This window comes from Vreelandella halophytica (assembly GCF_968193635.1).
The window spans coordinates 3,399,992-3,425,300 of the sequence record NZ_OZ309107.1 but is presented as its reverse complement, the minus strand read 5'-3'; the positions used below and the strand labels follow the sequence as shown (position 1 = coordinate 3,425,300).

The following is a 25,309-nucleotide window of genomic DNA, read 5'->3' as shown; positions in this document are numbered from 1 at the left end:
ACATAATGCTGACACAGGTTCTTTACAGTAAAGATATATCGATGTTAAAAAGCTTAGGTGGCCTTCGGGCTGTTTCTAGACTGAGGAGCTACTCCTTGGCGCGAGGACTTTCAATTTAGCCTACTTTTGCCGGAATATTGGACTGGACGTTACAATGTTACCTGTAAGGCGATATGTGGAGCCCGAGGCCACATCTTATGGAAAGCATCAATAAATTTCTTTTGATCGATAGTAAAGCGAGCCTGTCTGATTTTTTTGGGCTCAAGGTGGGCAAGCTAAACTATCTTTTATATAAGCTAGGTCCTGAGGAAAAGTATTCTACTTTCGAGATAGAGAAAAGAGCGGGCGGTAAAAGAATTATAGATGCACCAATTAAGCCGCTTAAAGAAATCCAGCGTGAAATTGCATCAATACTGTATTCAATCTATAAGCCAAAGCCAGGAGTTTATGCTTACGTCAAAGATGGTGGCATAAAGAAGAACGCTGAAGTACATCTCGGCGCGCAGGTGTTATTTAAGGTGGATATAAAAGATTTTTTTCCAACCGTTCATATTGGGAGAGTTATTGGCTTGTTTAAATCAAAGCCATTTTCTTTTTCTAATCAAGTAGCCGTTATATTAGCTCAGATTTGCTGTAAAGATGATAGGCTTCCTCAGGGCTCTCCTGCATCACCTATAATTTCTAACTTTATCTGTAGAGGTTTAGATATAGACTTGCTAAAATATGCTAAATCTATAAGATGTAAGTATTCTAGGTATGCAGATGATATATTTTTATCAACTTATAGAAAAAGCATGCCTTCATCAGTTTGCACGATCAATTACGATGACACATTGAGTAGTATTGTTGTTAATAAGGCATTAATAAAAATTTTTGAAAATCATGGTTTCGAAATAAATAAACATAAGACCTCAGTTGCTTTTAAGCATAACAGACAAATTCTGGCAGGTATTAAAATAAACGAAAAGCTTAATATCGATAGAAGTTTTATACTTCAGTTAAGGGCTATGCTGGACTCTTGGAAGAAGCACGGCTATAGGTATGCTGCTCATAAATACAACTCCTCCAGAGTTAATTTTGCTTATGAAAAATCTTTTAGATTAGCTGTTAGAGGGAAGGTAGAATACCTAGGGTATATTAAGGGCTATGGTGACACTGTTTACATGAAGTACGCACAACTTCTTAGTCGATTAGATGCTAAGTATATTTTTAATAAAAGAGGGTTTATTCCTGTAAGTAACAATAAATTGATAGTCTACACTGAAGGTGTTACTGATGAAAAGCATATAAAGTTTGCTTTGAATTGTTTTAAAAGAAATGGTGAATTTCTTGGCCTTGAGCTTAGCTTTAACCGTCAAGCTGGAGTGAGTGGTGCTTCTGATTTATTAAAAGTTCTTGAGTACAGTCAAAGAGAGAAAAACGACCAATTCAAGGTTTTTCTTTTCGATGATGATGACAATAATACTACTAACAAGCTTAAGATGCATCAAAATGAATACGTAAGAAATTATGGTAATAATATTTGGGCAGTACTGACGCCTAGGCCTTCGCATAGAGTTGAAGAAAATAAGTTTTGTATTGAGATGTACTATACTGATCAAGATCTACGAAAAACTAATGATTTAAATAGAAGGATATATTTAAATTCTGAATTTGATGATAAAGGCTTTCATAAGTTAGAGAATGTCGTCAGGACAAAACCTCAGCAAGGCTTGATTCTAGACGATAATGTTTTCAATTTAAGTAGTAAAGAAAAAGTTAGTCTATCAAAAAATGCATTCGCTGAATCCGTTCTTGAAGGAAAGCAAGGTTTTAATGATATGGATCATGAAGGCTTCCGGAATTTATTCAATATAATGCAAGAAATATATGATGAAGCTTATCCCGGTTAACTACGAATTATTGGAGAAAGCTTTCGTAGCCAGCATGCCTGCCTGACTATTTGTCGTCGGTATCCAGCCAGAATAAATCCTCGCAGTTGTCACCACGCTTGTATGCCCCATCTGCTTCGAGACCCATGCCAGCGGCTCGCCGGCGCTGACCATCATGCTCGCGTAGGTGTGGCGGGTTTGGTAGGGGCGGCGGTACCGGACGCCGGCGCGTTTGAGGGCGTGGGTCCAGAGCGTTTTCCTTATTGCTTGATCACCCGGCCAGGGCTCACCGGTGCGGGGGTTGAGGAACACGCGGCCGCTGGGGTGGAGAAGGCTGAGCGCCTTTTGCTGTTTCAGGGCGTCCAGGGCGCGCGGTAGCAGGTCGATCGTGCGGGTGCCGGCCGTGGTCTTCGTGGTTTCCGCTTCGCCTTTTCCTGCTTGGGTGATCGCTCGGGTGATCCGGCAGCGCTTTTGCCGCCAGTCGATATCGCCCCATTCCAGTGCGACTAGCTCTGACGTGCGCAGGCCTGACCATAGCGCGAACTGAATCAGCGGCACGCCGTCGCTGGGTAGCGCCGCCAGGATCGCGGCTTGTTCTTCCGCGGCGAAGGGGTCGATATCATCGACCTCTTTGGGCGGTTCGATCTTGCGGTAGTGCCAGCCGGCGAGTGGGTTGCTGGTGATCAGCTCGTCGTGCATGGCGTCGTCCATTGCGGCGCGTAGTGGGCTGATAATGTTCGAGATCCGTTTGTTGCTGCAGGTGAGGGTGGCCGCCCAGGTGCGGACGTGGCCGCGGTTGAGCTCGGCCAGCATCATGTGGCCGAACTGGGGAATTAGCTGCCCCTCGATGATCTTGCGGTAATCCTTATGGGTGCTGGCTTTGATCGTGGGCTTCTTTGCCTCGAGCCAGGTATTCAGGTAGTTGTCGAGCCGGTCTTGTCGCAGGAACTTGCGGGCGCGCTTCGAGCGGGGGAAGGTGACTTGATAGTCGAAGGTGCCGGCGTCGATCGCTGAGAGGATAGCGGCGCGATGCTGCGCCGCTTTTTTCAGGTTAGCGGGGGTGGGCTCGAGCTTGAGGCGTTCGCGGCAGCGGGCGCCCTGGTAGATGAAGTCGATTTCGATACTACGGGCCGAAGCTGCCCGGACCCCGTCTTGGTTGCTCCCTTTATTACCCACTTTGCGTACCCCTCCAGTGACATCAGAATGCGCCCATCCGGCGCTTTGAAAAACTGCTCCCCTTCCCGCCACTCGGCGCGCTTGATCTTCGATCGAATGGCGAGCTCGCTGTAGCCTGTTAGCTCGCTGAAGCGGCCTATAGTGACGTGATCAATTGGCAGCATGGTCGCCTCCTAGTGTGCCTGCATCGGCGGCGGGTTGGCCTGGCATCGTTTCGGGCTTAATGCCAGGCGCTTGGGTCATGCGTTCTTCACACCATTCCTTGGCCATCGTGAGGGGAAAGACCTTGATGGTGCGGTAGTGCTTAAACAGCTCGTTCCATACCTCTTTGGCAAACTCCGAGACGGCTTCGGCCTGCTTTTCAGCGTCGCGCTTGGCGAGGCTATGCGCGGGCATTTCGTCGATCGCGGCTTGCAGCGCGGGGCCCGCGCCTTGGGCGATGACGGCGGCGACGAGGTTTTGCAGGTTGGCGTCAAGCGCGAGGCAGGCGTGGCGGGTTTCTTGCAGCTGTTGGTGACTGCGCTGTGCGGCATCAAAGGCCGCGCGGGCGGCCTGTTCGCTGTTTTGGTAGGTGGCGCGCCAAGCTTCGTAGTTCATGGCTGACCCCCGTTCTGGTACGCGGCCAGTGCCTTGGTGAGTGCTTCGTGCTGACCATACAGCTTGATGTTCGCGCGCAGGTCGCGCGGTGACATCCAGAGCTCTTCGTGGTCGCCTTCGCTGTGAATGACTTCGACGCGTGCGGCTTCGGCGCCGCGCATCTTGCGGCGGGGGTTGAACTCGATGAATTGAAACTGGGGGTACTGTGGGCCCGGTGCGGCCTCAGCGTGTGCTGATTGCATTGGTGTGCTCCCGTGAGGTTAAAACCCCGCCGCTGGTGGTGGGCAGCGGAGGGGCGGTGGTGCGGCTTACTTGTTGAAGGAACCCAGTAGCAGGGTGGTGTGTTCGTCGAGTTCGTTTTCCAGCACTTGCTTGAACTCTTTCGCCATTTCCTCGCGGGCGGCTTCCAGGCCGACGATACGCAGTTTCAAGCGCGGTTTGGTGTCGTCGGCCAGGATTGAGACGCGCATCTCGAACGTGCGGAAGCTGAGGCCTTCGTAGGGCAGGCAGTGGAAGCGGATGATATCCGGGGTGCTGTCGCCGGTGGTGGCGTCCAGGGCGTCCATGCCGCTGCGCTTGGTGTTCCAGTCACCTTCTTCGTGGCTGCGCTCGCTGGTGGCCTTGATTTCAATCTTGCGTACGGCGTTGGCCAGCTGCTTGGCGGTCAATTCCTGACCGTTGCTGTCGATCCCGGTGATGCAGTGATGCCAGTCTTCGATCCAGTGCGCGAGCTCTTTCTGGGCGAAGGTGCTGCCGTTGGCGTCCAGGCAGGCCTCAAACGCGGCGGTCTTTTCCAGGCGGAGGGTGGCGGTGTGCTCGCCGTGGCCGGGGGTGTCGGCGCGGCCAAGATCAAAGAAAGCCTTGCCGCTCATGGCGTCGATATCCACGAACACGCGGGCGGTGTCCTCGTCGTTGACGTAGTTGGCGTAGTCCTCGATCGAGCTGGTCGAGAACGCCCCGCGGAAGCGGCTGGGCGCGGTCTGGTACTGCTCGAGCGATACCAGCTTGTAGCCTTCCGGTACCAGTATGGTGGGTACGTCGGTGCCGGGGTTGCCGATCTGTGCGGCGTGGACGAGGTCTTGAATCTTCTCGATGGCTTGGTGATCCATGGTGCGTTCCTTTTGCATTGGTGTGCGTGTGGTGTGGGTGTGTCAGAGCGCGCTGGTTAGGCGTGCTGGGTGTTGGGCTGTTCCTGAAACTCGAACTTGCCCTGGTTCTCGGGGAACAGCGTGAGCTTGCCGCCGCGGCCGACGTAGAGCGGGGTTTTGGTGGTGTTCTCTTCAGAGCGTTTGCCCTTGGCGGTGGGTACCACGTAGCTGAGCTTGTGGGCGCAGTCGACCTGGGAGCTGTCCGCGATTTGCTTGAGTGAGAGCTTGACCGTCACTTCGGCGGCCTTGCCGTGTTGGACGCAGCCAGCGGCGGCGTCACTGAGGGCGCGGGCGAGCTTCTCGCGGAAGATGCCGGCGTCGAGGTCGTCGAGCAGGCTATTGATGTCGGTGCTGGTGGGTTGGTCTGACATTGTCGTTTCCTTTCGTGGTGGTGTTGGCCGTCAGGCCGGGGTTTGCGGCGTGGCGTTGGCCACGTCGCGAAACTGGGTGGTGGGTACAGCGTCGATCATGCGCTGGCGTAGGCGCCGCTCGGCCTTTGGCGTGGTGAACAGCACTTCCCGGGCGCGGGCGCTTTCGACGGCGTGGTGTTCGAGAAACGCGGCGAGCTGGTAGATGCACACAAACGCGATGCCTTTCTGGCTACCGTCCAGCACGATCACTGGCAGCGGAATGGTGCGTTCGCGCAGTGCGCGGCGGAAGCGCTCGGCGCTGCGGTTGCGGAACAGGGCGGTGCGCACGTCTTCGAGCGGGATCATTACCTTGCCGAACTGCTGGTAGAGCAGGCCGACGGTGCTGTTGTCGACGGGCGCTTCGTCCCAGTTGGGCATCGGCTCATTCATCGTTCGCTGCCTCGCGCTTTATCTGGATGCGCAGGCGGTTAGCGATGTAGAGCAGGCCGCGCTCTGTGACGAGCGTTTTGGCATAGGGCCGCTCGGTACTGGTGCCGGTGTGCTCAAACGATTTGAGCTCGACGACCAGACGCCCGGCACTGGTGTGCGGGCGGGTGGCGACGTTGCGGGCATCGAGCATGCCGATCTCACGCAGTTGGCGGCACAGGGTGGTGCGGCCGGTACCGAGCAGGGCGGCGGCTTCTTTCAGCGAGTAGCGGCGGCCTAATGTACGCGCCGGCGTGGCCTGGAATTCGTTTGGGAACGGTGTCATGCGGCGTTTCCTCCATCTGGTGGGGTTAGGAGGTCTTCGAGTTTGCGGGCCAGCGCTTGCAGCTGCGGCAGTGCATTCTCGGGTTGGGGCCAAACGTCGCGGGGGTTTGGCAACTCGATGTTATGCCGGCTTTCTGCCACAAAGTTGCTCACTTCAATTTCTGATAAGCGTCGAACCTCGACAGTGAGCGTTTGAACGTTGCCGCTGTATTCAACATTCACCGCGCGCTCGCCCTGGAGGCTAATGGTGATTGCCAGATCCTGAATATGGGCGATCGCGTCTCGGTGAGTTTGCGCGATCGTGGCCGCAGGCTGAATGGGGATGATAGAACTCATGCCGCACCGCCTTGCATGCGCTGATAGCGCGCCGCTTCTTCAGGGGTGAGCAGGTAGATGGTGTGGGATGTCGAGCCGGTGCGCCGGGCCGCGATGCGGCCGGTGGTGGCCTGCATGGCCGCAATCGCGATGTGGCTGTTACCGGCGGCCGGGTGCATGAGCACCCGGCAGGGTTGGGCATTGGTGTGCATTGTCGTGCTCCGGTGGTGGGCGGATACGACAATGAGTTTTAAACACCTCAAGGTTATCTGTCAACCGTTGAGGTTAAAAACCTAGATGGTTATATAAAAACATGCTTCATAAAATGATCTTCATCCACAATGATAACTGGGTGGCCGCTGTCTTTTAGGGCCAGTGCTTGCTCGATCTTGCGGCCATGGCTGGAATACATCCACTCCTCATTAGCGATGGTGCCGATAACCAAGTAGTCGACTTTCTTGGACATTGACGACTTGCAGGCGCCCCCGCGATCGGTAATCAAAAGCTGGCATTCGCTGCGAGGGCCAAAAGCCATAATACCGGTGAACAGGAAGGTGCGGTCAGGAAAGTCGATGGTGGGCATCGGATCGTCAAGCGGCAGGCGAGTAGGGCTGCGGAAGGCTTTGAGTTCGCCATGGTCGCCGGTCAGCGTGTGAAGCATTTCCAGCAGCTCGGCAGATTCATCGTCGTGAAGCTGACCATCGGCAAGCATCTCGTTGACGCGGGCGTAGAGTATCCGGTAAACGGGATCTTCAGCCAGCGCGGTGGTTTGCCTGAGCCAGTGCTGTAGGAATTCAGCCTCAGCCTTGATGATTCTGCCATCGGCGGCCAAGCCGCGAGCCAAGCCTATCAGCTCATCAAGTGAGCGGCTTTGCACGCGCGCCTGCACGTACTGTTTGAGCGGTGCGTATTCTTCCATCTTCGTTCCCCTTTGCGGTTAAGCGTCAGAGAACCTTAACGAGGTATAGACCTTTGCCGACCACTTCCCAGGTGTCGTCCATCTTCATGTACTGCGGTTCCCATTTAGGATTCTTGGCGCAAAGGTAATAGTCCCCATCCTCGTACCGGATCTCCTTGAATGTCCCGCTATTGTTTTGATTGCAGCGGGCGTAGACGACATCACCAGAGACCCATTCCGCTTCGGGATCGATAACGATTCGATCCTTGGGATTGAAGTCCGGTTGCATGCTGATGCCGTCAAGTATCAGCACGAAGGCGCGCTGGCTGCACGAACCTGGGGCTGGTACATATTCTTCGATTTCGGCCTCCTCAAACGCTTCCTTGAGAGCGCCGGCGGTTGCCATACCAATGACGGGTAGCAAATGGCCTACTGGAGCCAAAATATCCGCATCGTGGATGTCATGGGTGTTGTGGTTTTCTTTGACCGGCTCTTCCAAGTTTCGGACATCATCTAAATAGGTGATCGGGAGTTGTAAGTTCTTCTCGATATGCCTGGCAAGGCGCTCACCGATATTCTTGGAAGGATTTTTGCCCGCGAAGCTGCTGCACTGACTAGGCGCTCGATCCAGCTTGTCTGCCAGATTTTGCAAGTTCATCTTTCTCTGAGCCATCACTCGCCGCAGCAGCTGTAGGCGTAGGTCATATATATTCATGAGGTTATAATTACGCATAACCTAAGAGGTTGCGATAACCATAGAGGTATTTACTTTTTTATCTTTAGGTGTCATCTTGACTATATGACCTTCAGGAGACATTGAAATGAAGCTTCGGGATTACCTCAAAAAACTAGACGAGCCTTCGCTTGAAGCATTTGCTGAGCGTGCCGGAACTTCGACCAAGTACCTGAGAGCACATGTAGTAAGCGGCTCTCGAGGAGCATCATTGAAATTCATGCGTTCACTGGCCCGTGCCAGCGAAGGGAAGGTTTCCCTGCTGGAAATATTGGAGCATTACGGAGTTAGTAAGGAAGAACTCGAAGCCGCCTAACCAGCGGCTTTGATAGGGTGCCGGGCAGACCTTCCCACCACAGGTCGTCCTGCCCGGCGAGGTGCAGAGAGCTTTAACGTCCACCACAGACACTCTCTGCGTGTGCGCACACCAATGCATAGCCTGCAGCACGTTTCCAATATAACCGATTGGCGGCGGGCTTGCATGGCATAGAGACGGGAGTAATGCCATGTCCAAGGTCTGGCTTTCTTCGCAGGAGCGCGCCGAGCGCGAAGTCCTGCCCCTCAATTTGTCGCTTTATCACGCAGCGCGCGACTACCCCGGCGGCGGCAAGGCGATTGCCGCGGTTTACGGGCTGCCGGCGACAACGCTGCAGCACCGGCTAAACCCCAACGCTGATACCCACCGGCTGACGATCGATGACCTCGAGTACGTACTGGCCACCACCGGCGACCCGCGCATTCTGGATTCGCTGTTGAACCTGGTGCCGGGCGCACACTGGTTCGAGCATGAAGAAGCCGCCGACGACTGCTGCGAGCATCAGTTGATGGAGTCGGTGGCGGTGCTGTCGACCCAGGTGGGCAACCTGCTCACGCGCATCAGCGATCACCGCCGCGATGGCACTTACCACGAACATGAAAAAGCCGAGCTGAAAAAGCTGCGCGGTGAGCTGTTGGGCTCGCTGCAGGCGGTGCTGGTATGTGCTCAGCGGTTCGATGGGGAGGTGGGCCATGGATAAGGCGGATATCGCGAACGATTATATCGAGTGGCGTACCGAACAGGCGCTCAAGGCGCGGCAGCGGCCCCAGGGTATTGCGAGCCGGGCGGTGTGCAAGGCGTGTGACGAGCCGATCCCGGCGGCGCGGCGTGAGGCACTGCCGGGGGTGCAGCTTTGTGTGGTGTGTCAGTCGGCGACGGAGGGGCGGTGATGCATACTCAAATTCAGCTTATTGGCGCCGGCCAAACGCAGTTTGGCTTGCTTAACGGGGGCCAAATCATCCAGCTGCTTGGTCGTCTTGAAGAGGCGCGCGCAGATCGTGGGGCCGTAGTAGGCGATCATGCGTTTGTCGTGCAGATCGGTCGCGACCTGGTCCAGCTTCTTGGGGCCCCAGTCGAAGAGTTCGTCCGGGAGGATGGCGAAGTCGTTTTTGGTGAGGTGTTCCTTGCCGGGATTGGCGACGTGGGCCAGCAGCTTCATTTCGTCGGCGGTGGTGGTGGTGTGCATGAGATTGTTGGCCTCTTTTCTAGGCGAATTGTTGCCGGTTATTTACTTTTTAGGGCCAGGCCGACCACTTGTTGGGATTTGCCGTTTCACGGTTTTGGCAGCGGGTTTTTTCTTCTTGGCGCTTGCCGTGACAGGTTTGAATTTAGTGGTTTTCTTAATAACTTTTTTGACCATAGAGCTACCTCAAATGAACCTGTTTTTGAGCTGATTATTCCTTTTGAATTAACTGCATGCGCGCAGAAAAATATTCCATCGTTTGAGTCGTTTAACTTGTTCCGTATCGTCAAGGTTGAGTTGCAAAGACGTGTCAATTTCCGCAACCAACCGCAGACCTTCTACAACACCGATATCTTCGCCATGCAGCTTGATCAATTGGCGATCTATTTCATCATCGCTCAAGTCCCGCATTTGGCTCCAAAGCGCGGTGTACATTTTACGGCTTACCGCTGCATGCACTTTGGCTTCAGCAGGCTTGTAGACAATTTGGAGGATGCTTGTAAGCGTGAGCAACACACCGGCCACGCTGGCAAGTACCGGGCTGGCTCTAAAGATGGCACCAGCGGCGCTGCTAAGGCCGATCAGTGTGACAAGCGTCAAGGCCAAGTCGGCATTTCGTGCAAGATTTCTATAGCGGCCGAGAAGGCAAATGGCAGATCTAATTTCCCACTCCATGTCATCACGGGTGCGGGGAGCGCTTTGTTCTGTATCCATTTTGCCTCCTCAGGCTTTTTACTGCTTATTTTTCGGGGGCTTAGGTGGTGGCCGGTTGGACGTTGGCACCTGAGCGTTACCCCGATCAGGATTGGGCGGTGTTGTAGGTACCGGCCGTTTCGGTGGTTCACGACGGTCGTTTGTCATGGGTACTCCTTGGAGGGTGTAGTGGGTTTGGTCTTCGCACTTCTAAGCTTACTTCATCGCCATGATGGGTGCCCACCCTTTGGTGGTTACGTTGCAAAGGAGGTGATCCATGCAGCGTGATCTTTTAACTCTCGATGAGCTTCGTTTGGCTTTAACCCATATACCCGCCGATGACCGCGAGACGTGGGTGAATATTGGTAACGCGGTGAAAACCGAGTACGGCGATGACGGCTGGTTCGCGTGGGACGAGTGGAGCCAGGGCGGGGATAGCTATAACGCGGCGGATGCCAAGAGCGTTTGGCGGAGCCTGCAGCCGGGCCATGTGACCCTGGGGACGATTATCAAGTTGGCCCAGCAACATGGCTGGAAACGCGAGCGGAAAGAGCTGAGCGCTGTTGATCGGAAGCGCATGAAGGGCGAGCAGGAAGAGCGTCGCCGGGCGCGGCAGGCAGAGATCGAGGCGGACGAGCAGCGCCGGGAGGCAATGCGGGAAACGGTGGCGATGGCGTGCCGGCATTTCATCAAGAAGCATTGCGTTCGCGAGGGTTCGTCGCCGTATCTGGATGCCAAGCAGGTCGAGGCGTTCGGGGTGTGGTTTCCGCGGTACTCGGTGGTGATCAGCATCGACGATCAGGCGCAGCGCGCGGACGTGTGGCCGGGTAGTGAGGTGAAGCGGTTCTTCGATGACTTGCCCCAGCCGCGGCCGGACCATATTTCGTTCATGCATATCCGTGCCGGCGATCTGGTGGTGCCGCTGCGTAATGTGAATGGCCAGGTGGTGTCGATTCAGGTGATCAAGCCCAACGGCAAGAAGCTGTTTCCGAAGTACGGGCGTAAGGCGGGTACGTGGCACCGGATTGGGAATGCCGAGGAGGCGCCGGTGGTGGCGGTGGCAGAGGGCTACGCCACGGCGGCCACTATTCACATGGCGACCGGCTGGCCGGTGGCGGTGGCTCTTGATGCGGGGAACCTGCAGCGCGTCGTGCCGTTGGTGAGCCAACTTTATCAGCAGGCGCGCCTGGTGGTGTGTGGCGATGACGACCCGCAACTGGCCGACAACCCGGGCCGCACGAAAGCCGAAGATGTGGCGCGCGCGGTACACGCGGTGGCGGCCTTCCCTGTTCTGACTAGCGAGGCGGCGTAATGGCTGATTGGAATGACCTGCACGTTGCCCAGGGGTTGGATGCGGTGAGGCATCAGCTTTTTGCTGCGGTGGAAGCGGCAAATGATGCCGGTGAACCTCTCCCCATCGCCCCCTCTCTTGAGTGCGGTACCAGTGATAACGGTCAAGGGCAGGATGGCGCGCTCACTCACGCCCAGGAGGGGCAGGAGGAGGTCAGCCAATACGGGGTGCGCATTCGCAAGGACGATATGCTGACGCACTTCCGGCTGATTTACGGTACTGACCTGATTTGGGATGGGATGCGCGGCAGGTTGATACGGGTACCGCACGTGCGCGAAGCGGTGGGCCGGGAGTCGTTCAAGGAGTGGCAGGACCACCCGTGGCGAATGATTGCCGAGGAGGTGGTGTTCGACCCGACCGAGATGGTGGACCCGCGTTTGAACGTGAACCTGTACGACGGTTTCAAGATGGTGCCGGATGTACGCGGCGCCGATGGCTGCGAGCTGATCCGAGCGCACATTTACCGGCTGTGCGGTCAGCGCGACGCGGAGTTCTGGTGGCTGATGAAGTGGATGGCGTTGCCCCTGCAGCAGCCCGGTACGAAGATGGCCAGCGCGGTGCTGGTTCACGGCGCTGAGGGCACGGGTAAATCGTTGCTGTTCGAGGGTATCCTGAAGCGTATCTATGGCGAGTACGGGGTAACGATCGGGCAGGCGCAGCTGGAGAGCCAGTTCACCGGGTGGCAGTCGCGCCGGTTGTTCGCCCTGGCCGAGGAGGTCGTGAGTCGGGCGGAGAAGGCGCACTACAAGGGCGTGCTCAAGCATGTGGTGACCGGTGACGAGCTGCAGATCAACGAGAAGAACATGCCGCTGCGCAGTGAGCAGAACCATGTGAACTTCGTGTTTCTCTCCAATTCGACGGTACCGCTCGAGCTGGACCTGGGGGATCGGCGCTACTTCGTGCTGCATGTCGAGGATGTGCCGCCTCCGGATTACTTCGAGCGGTTATCCGACGAGATGGCGAAGGGGGGCGTCGAGGCGTTTTATCATTACCTGTTGAACCTGCCCCTGGGGGATTTCAAGCCGCATACCAAGCCGCCGCTTTCGGACGCCAAGCAGCGTTTGATCGACTCGAGCCTTTCGCCGGCGCGGTACTTCATCTACGAGTGGCGCAACGGTGATATCCCGGATCTGCCGTACGGGGTGGTGGCGATCCCTGATTTGTGGAAGGCCTTTCTTCGATGGTGCGAGAACACGAACGAGTTCAAGACCAAGCAGCGCTGGTTTTGTGATGAGGTGGCCCGGGACATGCTGCGCGATCGGCGCGACATTCGCTATCCCTCCAGTAGTGGTGACTTCAAGACGACGCGGTTGTTCGTGCCGCCGGAGTATGCGGACAAGATCGGCAAGAAGGGGTGGCCTGACATCGCAGGCGACCAGGCGCGACAGTTTCGTTTCAGGGTGGAAGTGAAGAGCGAGGGGGCCGGGGCATGATTCAGACAGTCAGACAGACCATCAGACAGACTTTCAGACAGAGAAATCCCGGCGCCATGCGGTTTCCGACAGTCCGACAGACTTTTTGCCAGTAGCCCATGCGCGCGCGTACGCACATGACTAACCCCTTATTATTTCTGTCTGAATGTCTGAAAGATTAGATAAGTATCTATTTAGTCTAAAGAATTTAATCAGACAGACATTCAGACAAGTATTCAGACAGTCAGACAGAGGCCGTTATGATCAAGGAAATCGACCAATTACTGCAGCACTGGGCGGATCAGTTGAAAGGCCGTGGTATGCGCCAGTGCTCGCCGCTGGGCAAGTTGATGGAGTTTCAGGGTGTGATGCCAAGCGGTGGACCGAAGGGCAGCCGTGACCCGCTGGGCCATGGCGATATGGACGATGCGAGCTGGGAAGTGCAAGCGGCGCTGAAGACGCTGGAGGATCGGCTGCAGGTGCTGGCTCATGAGCATTACCTTTGGAACGGGTACAACGATGCGAAGGCGCAGCGCTTGGGTCTGGCTGAGCGCACCTATTACGATCAGCTCCAACGCCTTCACCTGGACCTTAGAGAGGCGCTGAGGGCGAAGCACAAGCGTTCAAAACGTGCGTGACCCCTGCGCATTGCGGCGTTTGGCCTGCGCATTGCGGCGTTGGCATTACCACCCTATTGATGCCACCGCAGTCGAGGGTCATCATTCAGCTACTGTCTAGTAGATGCGCCTTTCACAAGTACTAAGCCCCGCCTTCGAGCGGGGCTTTTTGTTGGGCGCATGACAACCAGCTCCCGTCCGTGGTGGGCGGTGCCTCGCATGGCTTCGGTCATGCGGGGCATTTTTATTTTGGAGGTGTGCCGTGAGCATGCGTTGGATTGATCACGTTAACGCCATCCCGCAGCGGCCGCCCCAGGTTCGCTCGGTGATGGTCTCTGCTGGGCATAGCGATACGGTGCCCGGCATCGTGGCGAATGGGTACAAGGAAGCCGATATCGTGCAGCGCTTTCGCGATGCTGTGAGTGTTGAGCTTCAGCGGCTAGGTATCGAGCACCTATTGGATGGCGAGCCGGGCGAGAACCTGCCGTTACGTGAAGCGGTGAAGGTGGCAGCAACGTGTGATATCGCCATCGAGTTTCATGCCAACGGCGGCGGCCCTGGTGCGACCGGCGTTGAAACGCTGAGCCAGGCACACAACAAGCCGTTAGGTGCTGAGCTTTGCCGTGTGACGGCTGAGTTGCTGGGCATCGCTAACCGCGGCGCCAAGCCGGAAAACTCCGGTCAGCATTCGCGGCTGGCGTTCGTGAGCCAAGGCGACGGCATCATTCATGAGTTGTTCTTTCTCTCCAATGCGAACGATCTGCACCAGTTCCTGACGCATCAGGGCGAACTGGCCTCGCGCGTGGCTGAGGTCATCGCCGACGCCGCACGATCGTAACGAACCCCTTTTATCAGCGAGTCATTCAATGCCGGGACGTGACCCCAATTTATGGCAAGCGCTCTTGGCTTATATCGCCACAGCTTGGCCGCAGTTTTACGCTGCTGGGCTAGCGTTCATCGTCGGACTGATCCGTAGCATTCATGCCGGTAATCGTGTGAGCAAAAGCTGGTTAGAAGCCGCGCTGTGCGGTTGCCTGACACTTGCAGCGTTTCCGGTGCTGCGTTACCTGGGGTTGCCTATCGACTTGGCGGCTGCGATCGGCGCGGTGATTGCGTTCAAAGGCACCGAATGGTTTGGCAAGCGTGCCGATGAGCTTTACGAAAAGTTGATTGGCAGGTGGCTGAAATGATCAAGCGCATCTTGAGTAACGCATCTGGCTGGCTCATCGCCGCGCTGCTGGGTATCACCGTCTTCGCGGGCATGCAGGCGCGCAACTATGCGCTGCAGCTATCGGCGACGGAAACGCGGCTGGCGAGGGCACATGATCAGGTCGAGATACTGCAGGAGCATCAGCGCTGGCAGCGCGAGCAGATCGACCGGATCAGCGCGGTACTGGCGTTCCGCGATGAGCAAGTAACGCGTGATAACCATCTGGTCGACATGATGCGCGACACGGCCGCCCAACTGGAGAGAGACGATGCGACGACACATGACTGGGCTGGTCAGCCTCTTTCTAGTGCTGTTAGTGAGTGGGTGCGCCGGCTCCCCGAAGACGGTGACCGTGCCGATGGTGATCACGCCGAACGTGCCGGCCCATCTGCTGACGCCGCTCGCTGAGCCGCGGCGCGCCGTGCAGCGTAACCGCGACTTGCTGCAACTGTTAGCCGATTACGAATCGCTGCGGCGCCGGGCGAATGCGGATCGTGTAGCGGTGCATCAGTTGTTGCTCAAGCCTGGCTCGGCGGGGGAACGGTGACACGCTAGCGGCGAAACGGTGATACGCCCAGCTCTGCTCGTTCTTTACGGCGTTTAGCTTCTAGTTCTTGATACAGTTTGGGATGGTCGATCCATCTTTCTGCTGAGAAAAACCAGGCTCGATTTATTGCTGAAAGCATGCTGAAGGTTATGAAGAACGCGATAGATAATCCTACTTCCCAGCCAACCAGGTTCATGACGTTCTGCAAGATTGAGTTCGTCGTATCAATCATTACCAGGTTGGGAAAAACGTTGGAAAGTATGAGTATGAGCGTGCCGAAGAGGATGTTTCCTACCTGTCTTTGCTGAGCCTCAGCCTCTCGGTTTCGTTCTACAGCATCGTGATAGCGAGCGATCATGTCCTTATCATCCTTTTCGTATGCGTCTGTTTTGTAAGTACCGAGATCGACATAGCCAAACGGATGATGGTTGCGGGCTTCAGAGTGAAAAATCTTTGGAATATGCACGACTATCATGGCGACTATCGAGCTGGCAAATGGGGTAAGCAAAGCAGCATATAACGTGAATGCAACGACAGTAATAAATACGAAACTAAGGTTGCTGAGTACTGGGGTAGCCTCGCTATCCCAACCCAATATGCCTGGCTGGCCAGCGAAGATCATTGCCAGATCAAGGAAGAGTAGAAGCTGCAATAACTGCAGGGCCCACTTGGCTTCCCATGCTCGATCAATAACGCTGATTAGCTCCCTAAAAGTAGGTTTCGAACTACCGCTACTGTGTTCGCTCATTCATGAACTCCTTTGAGGTTGAAAAAGTGGGATGGAAGCCTATCTCAAACGCGTGGGTCCTCCCAGACGAAATTACGAAAGTACGGGGGAGAATAGCCGCGGAATTCGTGCAGCTGAAAAATGCCTTTGGCTTCCTTACTTTTTAATCTGATCAATAGGTTATCGACGTGGATTCAGTTGAGCTGATCAATGTTTGTCATGGCGCGCTGCAAACCTGGCATGACCAGGAACTGCCGGCCGCTATGAATAAGCGGGCTCTCGCTGAACTGCTGCTGGTATCCGAACGCACGTTGACCGAGTGGCAGCAAAAGGGGATGCCGGTTGCCCATTCGGCGGGCAGGGGTGCCAGCAACGAATACGCGCCGGCGTTGGTGATTGCCTGGATGTTAGCCCGTGCGAATGAGTCGCCCCGGGAAAGTGCCAAGGATCGGCTGGACCGGCTACGCGGCGACCAGCTCGAGCGCGAGATGCTCAAGGAAGATGGCGTGATCGTTATGCCCGATGACTTGGAGGTTGAATACGACTCCATGGTCGACGCTGCTCGGGCGGAGTTCCTTTTCAATATGCCTGATGCGCTGGCGTCGGAGCTGACTGCCATCCTGGGGGTCGAGGTCGATGTATCGACGATCCGGCGCTATGTCGAAGATGCACTAACCACGTTGAGTAACTATGAGCCAACCGACCCCGACGAACATGCCGCTGAGGACAGCGCTTAGGCGCAATGCGCGTCGTTGGGTCAAGCGGTTGGCCGGCAAGTGGGCGCCGCCGGAGCGTATCACCACGTTAGAGTGGGCGAACAAGTATCGCTGGATGAGCGAAGTGGAAACGGCGCGGCCTGGCAAATACACCGTGAACGTGACGCCGGCCTTGGCGTTACCCGGTGGGCCACTCGAAGCGCTTGATGATCCCAATGTCGAAGAGGTGTGCTGTCAGAAATCGGCTCAGGTGGCTTGGACCTCGGGCGTGCTGGGTAACGCCCTGGGCCGCTGGATCGACATTGATCCGTCGCCCATCATCGGGCTGTTCGCGAAAGACGGCGCCGCCAAGGAGTACGTGGCCGAGAAGTTCGAACCGATGGTGGAAGCTACGCCGCGGTTACGTAACAAGATCGACCTGCGCTCGCGCAAGCTGCAGCAGCGTCAGCAATTCAAGCGCTTCCCGGGCGGCTTTCTCAAGTTAGTGGGTTCCAATTCGCCGTCGTCGGTGAAGTCTACCCCCAGCCCGCGCGGTTTCGTGGAAGAGCCGGACGACTGCAACCTGAACCTGAAGGGCCAGGGTGATTCGATTCTGCTGCTCAAGGAGCGCGGCAAGACCTACGGCCGAGGCCGGAAGAAGTACATCATCGGTGGTACGCCGACGATCGCGGGTATCTCCACGATCGAAGCAGAAATGAAGCTCAGCGACGAACGCCGTTGCTACGTACCGTGCCACCACTGCGGCGAGTCGCACGAGCTCAGCTTCGATAACCTGGTATGCCCCACGGAAGCTGACCGACACCATCCGATCTTCGGCACCTTCCGGCCGGAGCGGACGATTTACGCTTGCCCCCATTGCGGTGGTGAGTGGAGCGACCAGGAGAAAAACGCCAACGTGCGCCAAGGCACTTGGGTAGCCACCTCTGAGTTTCGTGGCATCGCTGGATTCTATATGACGGAGCTGTTGAGTACGTTTCCTGATTCCCGCTTTGCGCGTCTGATGGAGAAGTGGCTGGGTGCGCTGCACGGTGCCGAGCAGGGTGACTACAGCGACCTGATCGTTTTCACCAACAACCAGATGGGCATGCCCTACGAGTTCAAGGGTGACGCGCCAGAAGCGGACACACTGCGCGACCGCGCCGAAGACTACCCAGAGCGAACGGTACCGAACGGCGGTTTATTGCTGACCGCCGGCGTCGACGTTCAGCACGACCGCTTGGCGGTCATTATCCGCGCCTGGGGCCGAGGCGAAGAGAGCTGGCTGGTGTTCTGGGGCGAGCTCTTCGGCAACACCATGGACAAGGTAGATCCGGTGTGGGACGAGCTGGATAAGTTGCTGACCACCGGCTTTGAGCACGAAGGCGGCGCCTCGCTACGCGTTTCGGCGATCACTATCGACAGCTCGGACGGCCAGACCAGCGACGCCGTTTACCAGTACGTACGTGCGCGTCAACGCCACGGCGTCATGGCAGGCAAGGGCGCCTCGCTGAATAGCGAAAACCGCGAGATATTCAGCCGCCCCAAGGTGTCCGACGACACCAACAAGCAGAACACCAAGGCCGACAAGTACGGCCTGCGCCCGTTCATTGTGGGTACCCACAAGGCCAAGGACCTTATCGATGCGCGTATTCGTTTGCTGGGTTCTGGCCCGGGGCGGATGCACTGGTATCGGGATGTTCGTTCGGACTACTGGGAGCAGCTGACCGCGGAAGTGAAAGCGCCGCATCCCCGCAACCCGCGTAAAAAGGTGTGGCAGAAGAAAGCCGGCAAACCTAACGAGGCGCTGGATTGCGAGGTATACGCGCTACACGCTGCGCGTAGCTGCCGAACGCACGTACTGCGTGCCAGTGATTGGGACAAGCTCGAAGTCACGCTGACCCAGACCACACTATTTGAGTCGCCTGCAGCGGTGCCCGCTCAGCAGGCCGCGCCACAACGCAAGCGCCGCCGTATGAGGAACCGTAACGTATGACACAGCAAACCTATGCTGAGCGACTGCGCTTGGTGCGTGAAGCGATCGACAAGATTTTGGGCGGCTCGCAGTCATGGCGCTTTGGTGATCGGCAGTATACCCGTGCGGACTTGGCCGCTTTGCAGCGCATGGAAACTCACTACGCCAGGATGGCCGCCAAAGAGCGTTCGGCGGCCAGCGGCCGTGGGCGAAATCGTATCCGCTACGTGGGGTTTTAAATGGGCATCTTTCCAAACTTAGGCACTGCCCGCGCCAAGTTGGCGGAAACCCAGGCTCAACAGGCGATGGAAGAAATCAAGCGCCTTAAAGCGACCCAACCCAGTAGCGGTGCCAACGTCGGTAGCGAAACCCGTCACCGAGGGGCCAGCCGCATGCTGCGTAGCATGCTGAGTTGGCTGCCCGGCTTGGGTAGCCCGCGGCAAGACACACCTACCAGCGAACGCGAAACGCTGATTGCGCGTTCGCGGGACGCGTACCGCAACCACATGATGGGGCGTGCCGCCATCAGTCGGGCGGCCACCAACGTGGTAGGCATGGGGCTGACCGTGCGGCCAAACGTCGATGGTCAGGCACTCGGTTTGAGTGACGACGAAACGGACGCCTTAAATGATCAGCTCGCCCGGGGCTTCGCGCTGTGGGCCGAAGATCCTAGCGAGTGCGACGCGGAAGCATCCCAGGACTTCTATATGCAGCAGCGGCTGGCTTTCGTCAGCGCGATGGTTAGCGGCGATGTGTTCGGTTTTACGCCCTTCGAGAAGCGCACCGGTGGGCTGTTCGGCATCAAACTGCAGTTGGTGGAGGCCGAGCGCGTGGGCAACCCGTTCAACGTGTTGAATACCTCGCGAGAGCTGGACGGCATTCGAGTTGATCGGCTGGGCCGGCCCACTCATGTACGGCTGTGCAGCGGCTACCCCAGCGATCACTTGGCCCGGCACGACTGGCAATGGATGCCGGTGTTTGGGTCTGAGACAGGCCGCCGTCGCATCCTGCAGCTGATGAACGAGAAAGACCGGCCCAGCCAAGTGCGCGGCGTACCCTATCTGGCCCCGATTCTGGAAGCGCTGCAGAAGCTCGAGCGGTTCAGTCAGGCCGAGCTGACCGCGGCGGTGATCAGCGCGATGTTCACGGTGGCGATCACCCACGATAACAGCGAAGACGAGCAAGGCTTGGGCGGCGGCACGCTTTGGGACGAGCAAAGTAGTGACCCCGGTAAGCCGGGCCGCCCGGTGGTGCAGAGTAACCGAGAGCCAGAGCCCGAAAGCGATAATCTGACCCTGGGTGAAGGCGCGGTGTGGGACTTGGAAGAGGGCGCCAAGCCGGTACCGGTCAGCTCCAACCGTCCCAATCCGGAGTTCGACCCGTTCTTTATGGCAATCGTTAAAGAGATCGGCGCGGCGCTGGATCAGCCCGCCGAGGTGTTGCTGATGCACTTCTCGACCAGCTACACCGCGGCGCGGGCCGCGTTCAACCAGCTGTTCAAGTTCGTGAAACAGCGCCGCCATCATTTAACGGTGCAATGGTGCCAGCCGGCGTATGAGCTCGTTATCGATGAGATGGTGGCCAGTGGCATGATCAACCTGCCGGGCTACCGCGACCCGGCCAAGCGCCGTGCCTACGTGCGTTCGCTCTGGATCGGTGAGCCGCTCGGCTCGCTCAACGAACTGATCGACGCCCGCGCAGCTACCGAGCGCATCGCCAACGGCACCAGTAACGAACACCTTGAAACCATGGCGCTGCACGGCGAGGACTGGGAAGACGTGCATAAGGATCGTGCGCGTGAGATCAAGCGCAAGAACACGGATGGTGTGCCTTTGTACGTAGGTGGAAAGGTTCATGATGACCCCCAATAGAAAAAGGCTACTACATCATTTACGGTGGATTTTTTTTGGGGTACTGCTATGGTTTTTGATCGTGCTCGGAATGATTCAAATCGTATTATTTTGCGAGGGGCAAAGCCATGGCAGATTTATCAAATGTTGATACTGGATGTGAGACATGCGGTCAAGATAGTTCCTATATCTTGATGCATGCCTCTCATGAGGTGTTTGAGCCACCAGAGTTTTTTTGCGAACTCCATGCTGTTAACAACAAGTGGCCCGAAATTGAAGTGTCGAGAATGGTTCGGGATGAATGTCCACTTTGCGATGAAAGGCATGGTGTCGAAATAGGTGGGAAGACATTTGAACCTGTATTCCCAGTTGAGGAAATGGATAAAGTGGATGACTCTCTTTATTGTAAAGAGCACCCCTGATTCGTTTTTATAGTATCAACACTAAACCCGCTACGGCGGGTTTTTTTATGCCCAAAATTCGAGGAGCCACCATGACATGCACCGCTTTAGAACTCGCGGCGAATCGCCCGTGGCTGATCACCAGCGAAGCGCTCGATAGCGTGATGGCGGTGGCGGATCGGCAGGGCGACGTTGAGGCACTTGAAACACGCTTGGGTCGCTCGCTGGATAACACACGTAGCGTCACCGTGCGCGATGGCGTGGCGGTGATTCCGGTAACCGGGCCGATCTTCCGCTACGCCAACCTGTTCACTGAAGTCAGCGGGGCCACCAGCACCCAAGTGCTGGCTACCGACTTTCAAGCTGCATTTGACGACCCCGCGATCAAAGCGATCATCCCGGTGTTTGATTCTCCTGGTGGTGAGGCCACCGGCATTAATGAGCTGGGTGACCTGATTTACAACATGCGCGGCCGTAAGCGTGTGGTTGCCTACGTCAGTGGCATGGCCGCCAGCGCCGGGTACTGGGTTGCCAGCGCTGCTGAAGAGGTGGTGGTGGACGACACCGCCCAGCTGGGCAGCGTGGGTGTGGTGCTGAGTCTGCGTAAGCGCGAAGACAAACCCGGTGAGAAAAGCTACGAAATCGTTTCCAGCAATGCGCCGAACAAGCGGCCCGACTTGGAAACAGAAGCGGGCCTGGCGCAGCTGCAAACGCGCACCGATGAGCTGGCCAGCGTGTTTCTCGACAAAGTGGCGCGCAATCGAAGCTTGCCCCGTGAACAGGTCAACGACCTTTTCCGCCAGGGCGGCATCGCCACCGGCGCACTGGCGGTTGAAGCAGGTATGGCCGACCGCCTTGGTTCGCTGGAATCTCTCATTGCCGAGCTGGCCGGTTCCCCTGCCAGTAATCAACCCAGGAGTATCACCATGACCACCGTGAAAACCACGGCCGAGCTTCAGGCCGCGATCGAGGCCGGCACCGATCCGAAGACGATCCAGATTGCTGCCGGAGAAAGCGTTGATACCGACAAGCTGCGCACCGAAGCGGCGGAAAAGGAACGTCAGCGTTGTATCGGAATTCAAGCGCTGGCCATGCCGGGCTTTGAGAAGGAAGTGGCGGCGGCTTTGGCCAATGGCGATAGCGTCGAAGCCACCGGCTTATCACTATTCAAAGCGGCACAGGATCGCGGTATCAGCCTGCAAGGCATCCAAGGCGATAGCACCGAGGCCGGTACCACGACACCGCCGGCAGGTGGCGAGGGCGCAGATAAAGAGCGTGCCCAGGCAGTGGACGCCATTTCCAAGCGCTGGGGCAAGTAAGCCAGCGTTTAACCTATTACTGACAGGAGTGAGCCCATGCCTGGCATGACTCAAGCATCCCATCATCCCCGCCAACTGGTCGGGGGTGAATTTCCTATCCGCTTTACCACCGTGCTCGTGGCTGAAGGCCCCGCGCTGGTCGCCGGTAGCGTGCTGGGTGAAGTGACCGCCGACGAGATGTACGCGTTGAGTGCGGCAACTGCCGAAGATGGCAGTCAGGTACCCAGTGTCGTGCTTTGGGAAGACGTTGATGCCACCGAAGGCCCGGTACCGGCAGAGGTCATGCTGACCGGTGATCTGCGCGCCGCTGCACTAACGCTGGGCGAAGGCCATACGGTCGAGTCTGTGCGCAAGGCCTTACGGCGCTGGTCACTGTTCGTTCTCTAACCGAGCGCGCACACTTCTTTCATTTGATCTGGAGAACCCCATGGATTTGTTTGAACTACGCACGATGCTTGCGGCTGTAGAGCGTATGCCGCGCCCGCGCCGCTTCCTGACCACCACTTTCTTCGGTGCCCAGCCGGTCATGGCCACGACCGAGCACATCGATATCGATATCCAGAAGGGTAATCGCAAGATGGCACCCTTCGTGCGCCCCAATCGCCCCGGTACGGTGGTCGACCGTCAAGGGTTCACCATGCGCAGCTACAAGCCGGCGTATGTGAAGCCCAAGCTCGAGACACGAGCCGGCGAACTGCTGGTTCGTCAGCCGGGCGAGCATATCTATTCAGCGCGTACGCCGCTGGATCGCGCCGGTGAGCAGTTGGGCCGTGACATGCAGGATCTGGACGACCGCATCAGCCGCCGTGAAGAGTGGATGATCGCCCGGGCGCTAACGACCGGTCAGGTGCCCATCATCGGCGAAGGGGTGAACGACCTGATCGATTACCAGATGGATGCCGATAGCCTGGTCACCGAAGCCACGTCATGGACGGCAGCGGGCGCGGACCCTATCGCCGACCTGCGCAAGTATAAGCGTCGCGCGCAGCGGAAAAGCGGCCGTACCGCCAACGCTTGCGTGATGAGCGCGGAAGCCGCGGATGCGTTCCTGGACAGCGAAGCGGTGCTCAAGAAGCTCAACACGCGTCGCGTCGATCTTGGCCTGATCAAACCGGAGCAGTTGCCGGATGGCGTTTCATACTTGGGCTACCTGAACGACCCAGGCTTGGATCTTTATCAGTACGAAGAGTGGTTCACCCCGGACGGTGACGACGGCAAGGACGGTTTGGACGATGAGCCGATGATTCCGGCGGGTGGCTTGATCATTGGCCCCACCACCAGCCGTAACTCCATGCTGTACGGCGCGATCAAGGATGTCGACGCGATCGAGGGCGGGTTGTTCGACGTGGATCGCTACCCCAAGAGCTGGACCGACAAGGACGCCGGCGTGCGCTGGTTCTCGATGCAGTCGGCGCCGATTCCCGGCTTTCATGAGCCCGACGCTTTCGTCTTCGCCAAGGTCGTTTAATCACCCCGCCAAGTGCGGGGTGATTTGTTTCGAGGCAACGTAAATCCGAAGGAGGTCATCATGGCCGCTAAGCAGTACGTGGTAACGCGAGGGCAGATCGAGAAGGGTAATGAAGTGCTCGCCAAACAGGGCGAGCCTTACAAGCCCCAAAATGCTATCGAAGAAAAACGCCTGTTGGATTCAGGGTTGATCGCTGAGCTGGGTGCGTCAGTGAAGGGTAAAGGTCGTGGCAAGGTGGCTACCGTGGCGCCACCTTCGAAGCTACCGTCCGATGTAGGCAGTACGGATGGCGAGGGCGTCGGTACCGGTGATGGCATCGGCGGCGAGTAATGAGCGCCTTCGATGATGAGGTTCGCCAAGGGCTTGCCGAAATGCATCGCGACGCGGGCAAGCTGGGGGCGTACCACGGCAGCGAGGCGAGCGCTTCCGGTATCTACGTAGTGCTCGATACCGGTTATGAAGTATACGACCAGGACCAGGTGGCCATGCGTGTTACCACGATTTCAGTACTGGTAGCCGATGTGGCCACATCCCGACAGGGCGATACGATCGCGCTGCCGGGGCGCACCTGGACCGTTCAGCAAACCCTCGAAGATGATGGCTTCGAACGGCGCCTTTGGGTGTCATAACGCCGGGAGGCATGCATGCCCAACCTGCAATTCGATATACGCAATCGGGATCAGTTGAAGCAACTGTTCGACCCCAAGGACATCGAGAAAGCGCTGTCCTGGTCGACCAACGCCACGGCGCGCAAGGCCGCCACGCTGATTAGCAAGGAAGTCCGTCAGCGCTATGACGTGAAGGCGGGCGATATACGCAAGCGACTGAGCATCGAACGCTACGACCGCGACATCGGCCGGGCGGTACTCTACACCGGTCGGCGGTTGCCGCTTTCGCAGTTCAAGCCCCGCGAGCGCTGGGTCACCGTCAGCTCAAGGCGCCGCGTGAAAAACGGACCGCGCAAAGGCAGCATGGCACGCCGGCGGGGCGTCACGGTGCAAGTGCGAAAGAATGAGGGCCGCAAGCTGGTTCAGGGCGGCTGGTTGGCCAAAGGCCATATCCTGCGGCGTAAAGATAAAGGTGATACGCAAAGCCAGCCTATTAAGCGCTTTGGCCCCTCGATTCCGGAAATGGTCGATAACCCGCAGGTCATGCAGGCCGCGCAGGATCTGGTGCGTGAAGACCTGCCGCAGCAGTTCAGCGGGCGGCTGGACTACATCCTCAGCAGAAAGGCAGGCATGACATGAGCACCGAGCCCGACTATGACGTGATCGATGAGGTGATCGACCGGGTGCGCGAGCAGTGCCCCGGTATGGCCACGGTCGACAACGCCCCGTTTGCCGAACCGATCGACAATTTCGACATGCAGACCCCGGCCGCGCTGCCCTGGTTTGCCGAAGACGTGGCCACCGGCGATGCCGAAACGAACCGGCCCATTCAGCAAGTGCGCCTCACCTACGGCGTGTGGCTGGTCTGCAAGCGTCACGAGTTCAAGGCCCAGCGTCGCGCGCTACGTAAAGCGCTGATGGGGCACGGCTTCAGCCGTATGCATAACCCCATGCAGTACCGTGGCGGCCAGACCGTGGATATACGCGGTGAGCTAATCTGGTGGCGCGAATACTGGACCACTGACACATGGATACACGGCTAGCATAGCCGCGATACCCACCACCCAAACCCCGCCGCGTG

General features: G+C 57.3%; 37 protein-coding genes. 23 read left to right on the top strand and 14 right to left on the bottom strand.

All coding sequences use genetic code 11. The features are described 5' to 3' along the window. The first annotated feature begins 197 nt into the window (after nt 1–197). The gene (locus tag ACWHXT_RS15925) at nt 198–1,892 is read left to right on the top strand and encodes a reverse transcriptase domain-containing protein (protein ID WP_447956540.1); all 1,695 of its coding nucleotides are present in this window, start codon (nt 198–200) and stop codon (nt 1,890–1,892) included. On the opposite strand, the gene ACWHXT_RS15920 is transcribed toward ACWHXT_RS15925, so the two are convergent. The 11 genes from ACWHXT_RS15920 to ACWHXT_RS15870 form a co-directional block, all read right to left on the bottom strand. Next, nucleotides 1,893–3,047, bottom strand: a complete 1,155-nt coding sequence (locus ACWHXT_RS15920) for an Arm DNA-binding domain-containing protein (protein ID WP_447956539.1) — start codon at nt 3,045–3,047, stop codon at nt 1,893–1,895. A 150-nt stretch (nt 3,048–3,197) separates the two neighbouring features. Then, nucleotides 3,198–3,644, bottom strand: a complete 447-nt coding sequence (locus tag ACWHXT_RS15915; protein WP_447956538.1) for a hypothetical protein — start codon at nt 3,642–3,644, stop codon at nt 3,198–3,200. Next, nucleotides 3,641–3,886 (bottom strand): hypothetical protein, encoded by a 246-nt coding sequence (locus ACWHXT_RS15910; RefSeq protein ID WP_447956537.1) that lies wholly within the window; start codon nt 3,884–3,886, stop codon nt 3,641–3,643. The genes ACWHXT_RS15915 and ACWHXT_RS15910 overlap by 4 nt, the downstream gene beginning before the upstream one ends. Nucleotides 3,887–3,952: 66 nt before the next feature. Continuing rightward, complete coding sequence (locus ACWHXT_RS15905) at nt 3,953–4,753, bottom strand: DUF2303 family protein (protein ID WP_447956536.1); 801 nt, start codon at nt 4,751–4,753, stop codon at nt 3,953–3,955. A gap of 56 nt (nt 4,754–4,809) precedes the next feature. Beyond that, nucleotides 4,810–5,163, bottom strand: a complete 354-nt coding sequence (locus tag ACWHXT_RS15900; RefSeq protein ID WP_447956535.1) for a hypothetical protein — start codon at nt 5,161–5,163, stop codon at nt 4,810–4,812. 30 nt (nt 5,164–5,193) lie between these two features. Beyond that, nucleotides 5,194–5,592 carry a pyocin activator PrtN family protein gene (locus tag ACWHXT_RS15895; RefSeq protein ID WP_447956534.1) on the bottom strand — a complete coding sequence of 133 codons (399 nt, stop codon included), beginning with the start codon at nt 5,590–5,592 and terminating at the stop codon, nt 5,194–5,196. Further along, entirely contained in the window at nt 5,585–5,914 is a 330-nt protein-coding gene (locus ACWHXT_RS15890) for a phage antirepressor KilAC domain-containing protein (RefSeq protein WP_447956533.1), read from the bottom strand. Before ACWHXT_RS15890 ends, ACWHXT_RS15895 begins: the two co-directional genes overlap by 8 nt. Beyond that, on the bottom strand, nt 5,911–6,249 hold the full coding sequence (locus ACWHXT_RS15885) for a hypothetical protein (protein WP_447956532.1): 339 nt from the start codon (nt 6,247–6,249) through the stop codon (nt 5,911–5,913). The genes ACWHXT_RS15890 and ACWHXT_RS15885 overlap by 4 nt, the downstream gene beginning before the upstream one ends. Beyond that, nucleotides 6,246–6,440, bottom strand: a complete 195-nt coding sequence (locus tag ACWHXT_RS15880; RefSeq protein ID WP_447956531.1) for a hypothetical protein — start codon at nt 6,438–6,440, stop codon at nt 6,246–6,248. The genes ACWHXT_RS15885 and ACWHXT_RS15880 overlap by 4 nt, the downstream gene beginning before the upstream one ends. 89 nt (nt 6,441–6,529) lie before the next feature. After that, complete coding sequence (locus tag ACWHXT_RS15875) at nt 6,530–7,147, bottom strand: BRCT domain-containing protein (protein WP_447956530.1); 618 nt, start codon at nt 7,145–7,147, stop codon at nt 6,530–6,532. Nucleotides 7,148–7,172: 25 nt separating this feature from the next. Beyond that, a complete protein-coding gene (locus ACWHXT_RS15870) occupies nt 7,173–7,784 on the bottom strand; it encodes a S24 family peptidase (protein ID WP_447956529.1) in 612 nt (203 codons plus the stop codon). A 163-nt stretch (nt 7,785–7,947) separates the two neighbouring features. On the opposite strand from ACWHXT_RS15870, the gene ACWHXT_RS15865 reads away from it, so the two are divergent. The 3 genes from ACWHXT_RS15865 (at nt 7,948) to ACWHXT_RS15855 (ending at nt 9,065) form a co-directional block, all read left to right on the top strand. Continuing rightward, nucleotides 7,948–8,175 carry a hypothetical protein gene (locus ACWHXT_RS15865; RefSeq protein ID WP_447956528.1) on the top strand — a complete coding sequence of 76 codons (228 nt, stop codon included), beginning with the start codon at nt 7,948–7,950 and terminating at the stop codon, nt 8,173–8,175. A gap of 190 nt (nt 8,176–8,365) precedes the next feature. Beyond that, the gene (locus tag ACWHXT_RS15860; RefSeq protein ID WP_447956527.1) at nt 8,366–8,875 is read left to right on the top strand and encodes a phage regulatory CII family protein; all 510 of its coding nucleotides are present in this window, start codon (nt 8,366–8,368) and stop codon (nt 8,873–8,875) included. After that, entirely contained in the window at nt 8,868–9,065 is a 198-nt protein-coding gene (locus ACWHXT_RS15855; RefSeq protein WP_447956526.1) for a TraR/DksA family transcriptional regulator, read from the top strand. Before ACWHXT_RS15860 ends, ACWHXT_RS15855 begins: the two co-directional genes overlap by 8 nt. Here ACWHXT_RS15855 and ACWHXT_RS15850 read toward each other — a convergent pair. After that, the gene (locus ACWHXT_RS15850; RefSeq protein ID WP_447956525.1) at nt 9,041–9,361 is read right to left on the bottom strand and encodes a hypothetical protein; all 321 of its coding nucleotides are present in this window, start codon (nt 9,359–9,361) and stop codon (nt 9,041–9,043) included. The two genes, ACWHXT_RS15855 and ACWHXT_RS15850, sit on opposite strands and share 25 nt — an antisense overlap. Before the next feature lie 222 nt (nt 9,362–9,583). After that, nucleotides 9,584–10,072: a hypothetical protein gene (locus tag ACWHXT_RS15845; RefSeq protein WP_447956524.1), complete on the bottom strand. Its 489-nt coding sequence runs from the start codon at nt 10,070–10,072 to the stop codon at nt 9,584–9,586. A 256-nt stretch (nt 10,073–10,328) separates the two neighbouring features. Here ACWHXT_RS15845 and ACWHXT_RS15840 point away from each other — a divergent pair, with 256 nt between their 5' ends. The 7 genes from ACWHXT_RS15840 to ACWHXT_RS15810 all read left to right on the top strand — a co-directional run bounded on the left by ACWHXT_RS15840 (nt 10,329) and on the right by ACWHXT_RS15810 (nt 15,188). Next, complete coding sequence (locus tag ACWHXT_RS15840) at nt 10,329–11,363, top strand: PriCT-2 domain-containing protein (protein ID WP_447956523.1); 1,035 nt, start codon at nt 10,329–10,331, stop codon at nt 11,361–11,363. Beyond that, nucleotides 11,363–12,835, top strand: a complete 1,473-nt coding sequence (locus tag ACWHXT_RS15835; RefSeq protein WP_447956522.1) for a DUF5906 domain-containing protein — start codon at nt 11,363–11,365, stop codon at nt 12,833–12,835. The genes ACWHXT_RS15840 and ACWHXT_RS15835 overlap by 1 nt, the downstream gene beginning before the upstream one ends. 239 nt (nt 12,836–13,074) lie before the next feature. Beyond that, a complete protein-coding gene (locus ACWHXT_RS15830; RefSeq protein WP_447956521.1) occupies nt 13,075–13,452 on the top strand; it encodes a hypothetical protein in 378 nt (125 codons plus the stop codon). Between the two features lie 247 nt (nt 13,453–13,699). After that, on the top strand, nt 13,700–14,269 hold the full coding sequence (locus ACWHXT_RS15825) for an N-acetylmuramoyl-L-alanine amidase (RefSeq protein WP_447956520.1): 570 nt from the start codon (nt 13,700–13,702) through the stop codon (nt 14,267–14,269). 28 nt (nt 14,270–14,297) lie between these two features. Beyond that, a complete protein-coding gene (locus ACWHXT_RS15820) occupies nt 14,298–14,621 on the top strand; it encodes a phage holin, lambda family (RefSeq protein WP_447956519.1) in 324 nt (107 codons plus the stop codon). Continuing rightward, entirely contained in the window at nt 14,618–15,049 is a 432-nt protein-coding gene (locus tag ACWHXT_RS15815; protein WP_447956518.1) for a hypothetical protein, read from the top strand. The genes ACWHXT_RS15820 and ACWHXT_RS15815 overlap by 4 nt, the downstream gene beginning before the upstream one ends. Next, the gene (locus tag ACWHXT_RS15810; protein ID WP_447956517.1) at nt 15,000–15,188 is read left to right on the top strand and encodes a hypothetical protein; all 189 of its coding nucleotides are present in this window, start codon (nt 15,000–15,002) and stop codon (nt 15,186–15,188) included. The genes ACWHXT_RS15815 and ACWHXT_RS15810 overlap by 50 nt, the downstream gene beginning before the upstream one ends. 4 nt (nt 15,189–15,192) lie before the next feature. Here the strand turns inward: ACWHXT_RS15810 and ACWHXT_RS15805 are convergent, their stop codons facing one another. Continuing rightward, nucleotides 15,193–15,936 carry a hypothetical protein gene (locus tag ACWHXT_RS15805; protein WP_447956516.1) on the bottom strand — a complete coding sequence of 248 codons (744 nt, stop codon included), beginning with the start codon at nt 15,934–15,936 and terminating at the stop codon, nt 15,193–15,195. A gap of 242 nt (nt 15,937–16,178) precedes the next feature. Between ACWHXT_RS15805 and ACWHXT_RS15800 the strand changes: the two genes are divergently transcribed. The 12 genes from ACWHXT_RS15800 (at nt 16,179) to ACWHXT_RS15745 (ending at nt 25,271) form a co-directional block, all read left to right on the top strand. After that, complete coding sequence (locus ACWHXT_RS15800) at nt 16,179–16,652, top strand: terminase small subunit (protein ID WP_447956515.1); 474 nt, start codon at nt 16,179–16,181, stop codon at nt 16,650–16,652. Beyond that, nucleotides 16,606–18,603, top strand: a complete 1,998-nt coding sequence (locus ACWHXT_RS15795) for a phage terminase large subunit family protein (protein ID WP_447956514.1) — start codon at nt 16,606–16,608, stop codon at nt 18,601–18,603. Before ACWHXT_RS15800 ends, ACWHXT_RS15795 begins: the two co-directional genes overlap by 47 nt. Next, nucleotides 18,600–18,821 (top strand): hypothetical protein, encoded by a 222-nt coding sequence (locus ACWHXT_RS15790; protein WP_447956513.1) that lies wholly within the window; start codon nt 18,600–18,602, stop codon nt 18,819–18,821. The genes ACWHXT_RS15795 and ACWHXT_RS15790 overlap by 4 nt, the downstream gene beginning before the upstream one ends. Further along, nucleotides 18,822–20,453 carry a phage portal protein gene (locus ACWHXT_RS15785; RefSeq protein WP_447956512.1) on the top strand — a complete coding sequence of 544 codons (1,632 nt, stop codon included), beginning with the start codon at nt 18,822–18,824 and terminating at the stop codon, nt 20,451–20,453. A 107-nt stretch (nt 20,454–20,560) separates the two neighbouring features. Beyond that, nucleotides 20,561–20,854: a hypothetical protein gene (locus tag ACWHXT_RS15780; RefSeq protein WP_447956511.1), complete on the top strand. Its 294-nt coding sequence runs from the start codon at nt 20,561–20,563 to the stop codon at nt 20,852–20,854. Nucleotides 20,855–20,925: 71 nt separating this feature from the next. Beyond that, nucleotides 20,926–22,152, top strand: a complete 1,227-nt coding sequence (locus ACWHXT_RS15775; protein ID WP_447956510.1) for a S49 family peptidase — start codon at nt 20,926–20,928, stop codon at nt 22,150–22,152. 36 nt (nt 22,153–22,188) lie between these two features. After that, nucleotides 22,189–22,539 (top strand): head decoration protein, encoded by a 351-nt coding sequence (locus ACWHXT_RS15770; RefSeq protein ID WP_447956509.1) that lies wholly within the window; start codon nt 22,189–22,191, stop codon nt 22,537–22,539. A gap of 40 nt (nt 22,540–22,579) precedes the next feature. Continuing rightward, complete coding sequence (locus tag ACWHXT_RS15765; protein WP_447956508.1) at nt 22,580–23,620, top strand: major capsid protein; 1,041 nt, start codon at nt 22,580–22,582, stop codon at nt 23,618–23,620. A gap of 60 nt (nt 23,621–23,680) precedes the next feature. Next, on the top strand, nt 23,681–23,950 hold the full coding sequence (locus ACWHXT_RS15760) for a hypothetical protein (protein ID WP_447956507.1): 270 nt from the start codon (nt 23,681–23,683) through the stop codon (nt 23,948–23,950). Then, a complete protein-coding gene (locus ACWHXT_RS15755) occupies nt 23,950–24,249 on the top strand; it encodes a head-tail joining protein (protein WP_447956506.1) in 300 nt (99 codons plus the stop codon). The genes ACWHXT_RS15760 and ACWHXT_RS15755 overlap by 1 nt, the downstream gene beginning before the upstream one ends. A gap of 15 nt (nt 24,250–24,264) precedes the next feature. Next, nucleotides 24,265–24,867, top strand: coding sequence for a hypothetical protein (locus ACWHXT_RS15750; protein ID WP_447956505.1), 603 nt, complete (start codon nt 24,265–24,267; stop codon nt 24,865–24,867). Then, on the top strand, nt 24,864–25,271 hold the full coding sequence (locus ACWHXT_RS15745; protein ID WP_447956504.1) for a phage tail terminator protein: 408 nt from the start codon (nt 24,864–24,866) through the stop codon (nt 25,269–25,271). The genes ACWHXT_RS15750 and ACWHXT_RS15745 overlap by 4 nt, the downstream gene beginning before the upstream one ends. Nucleotides 25,272–25,309 lie beyond the last annotated feature (38 nt).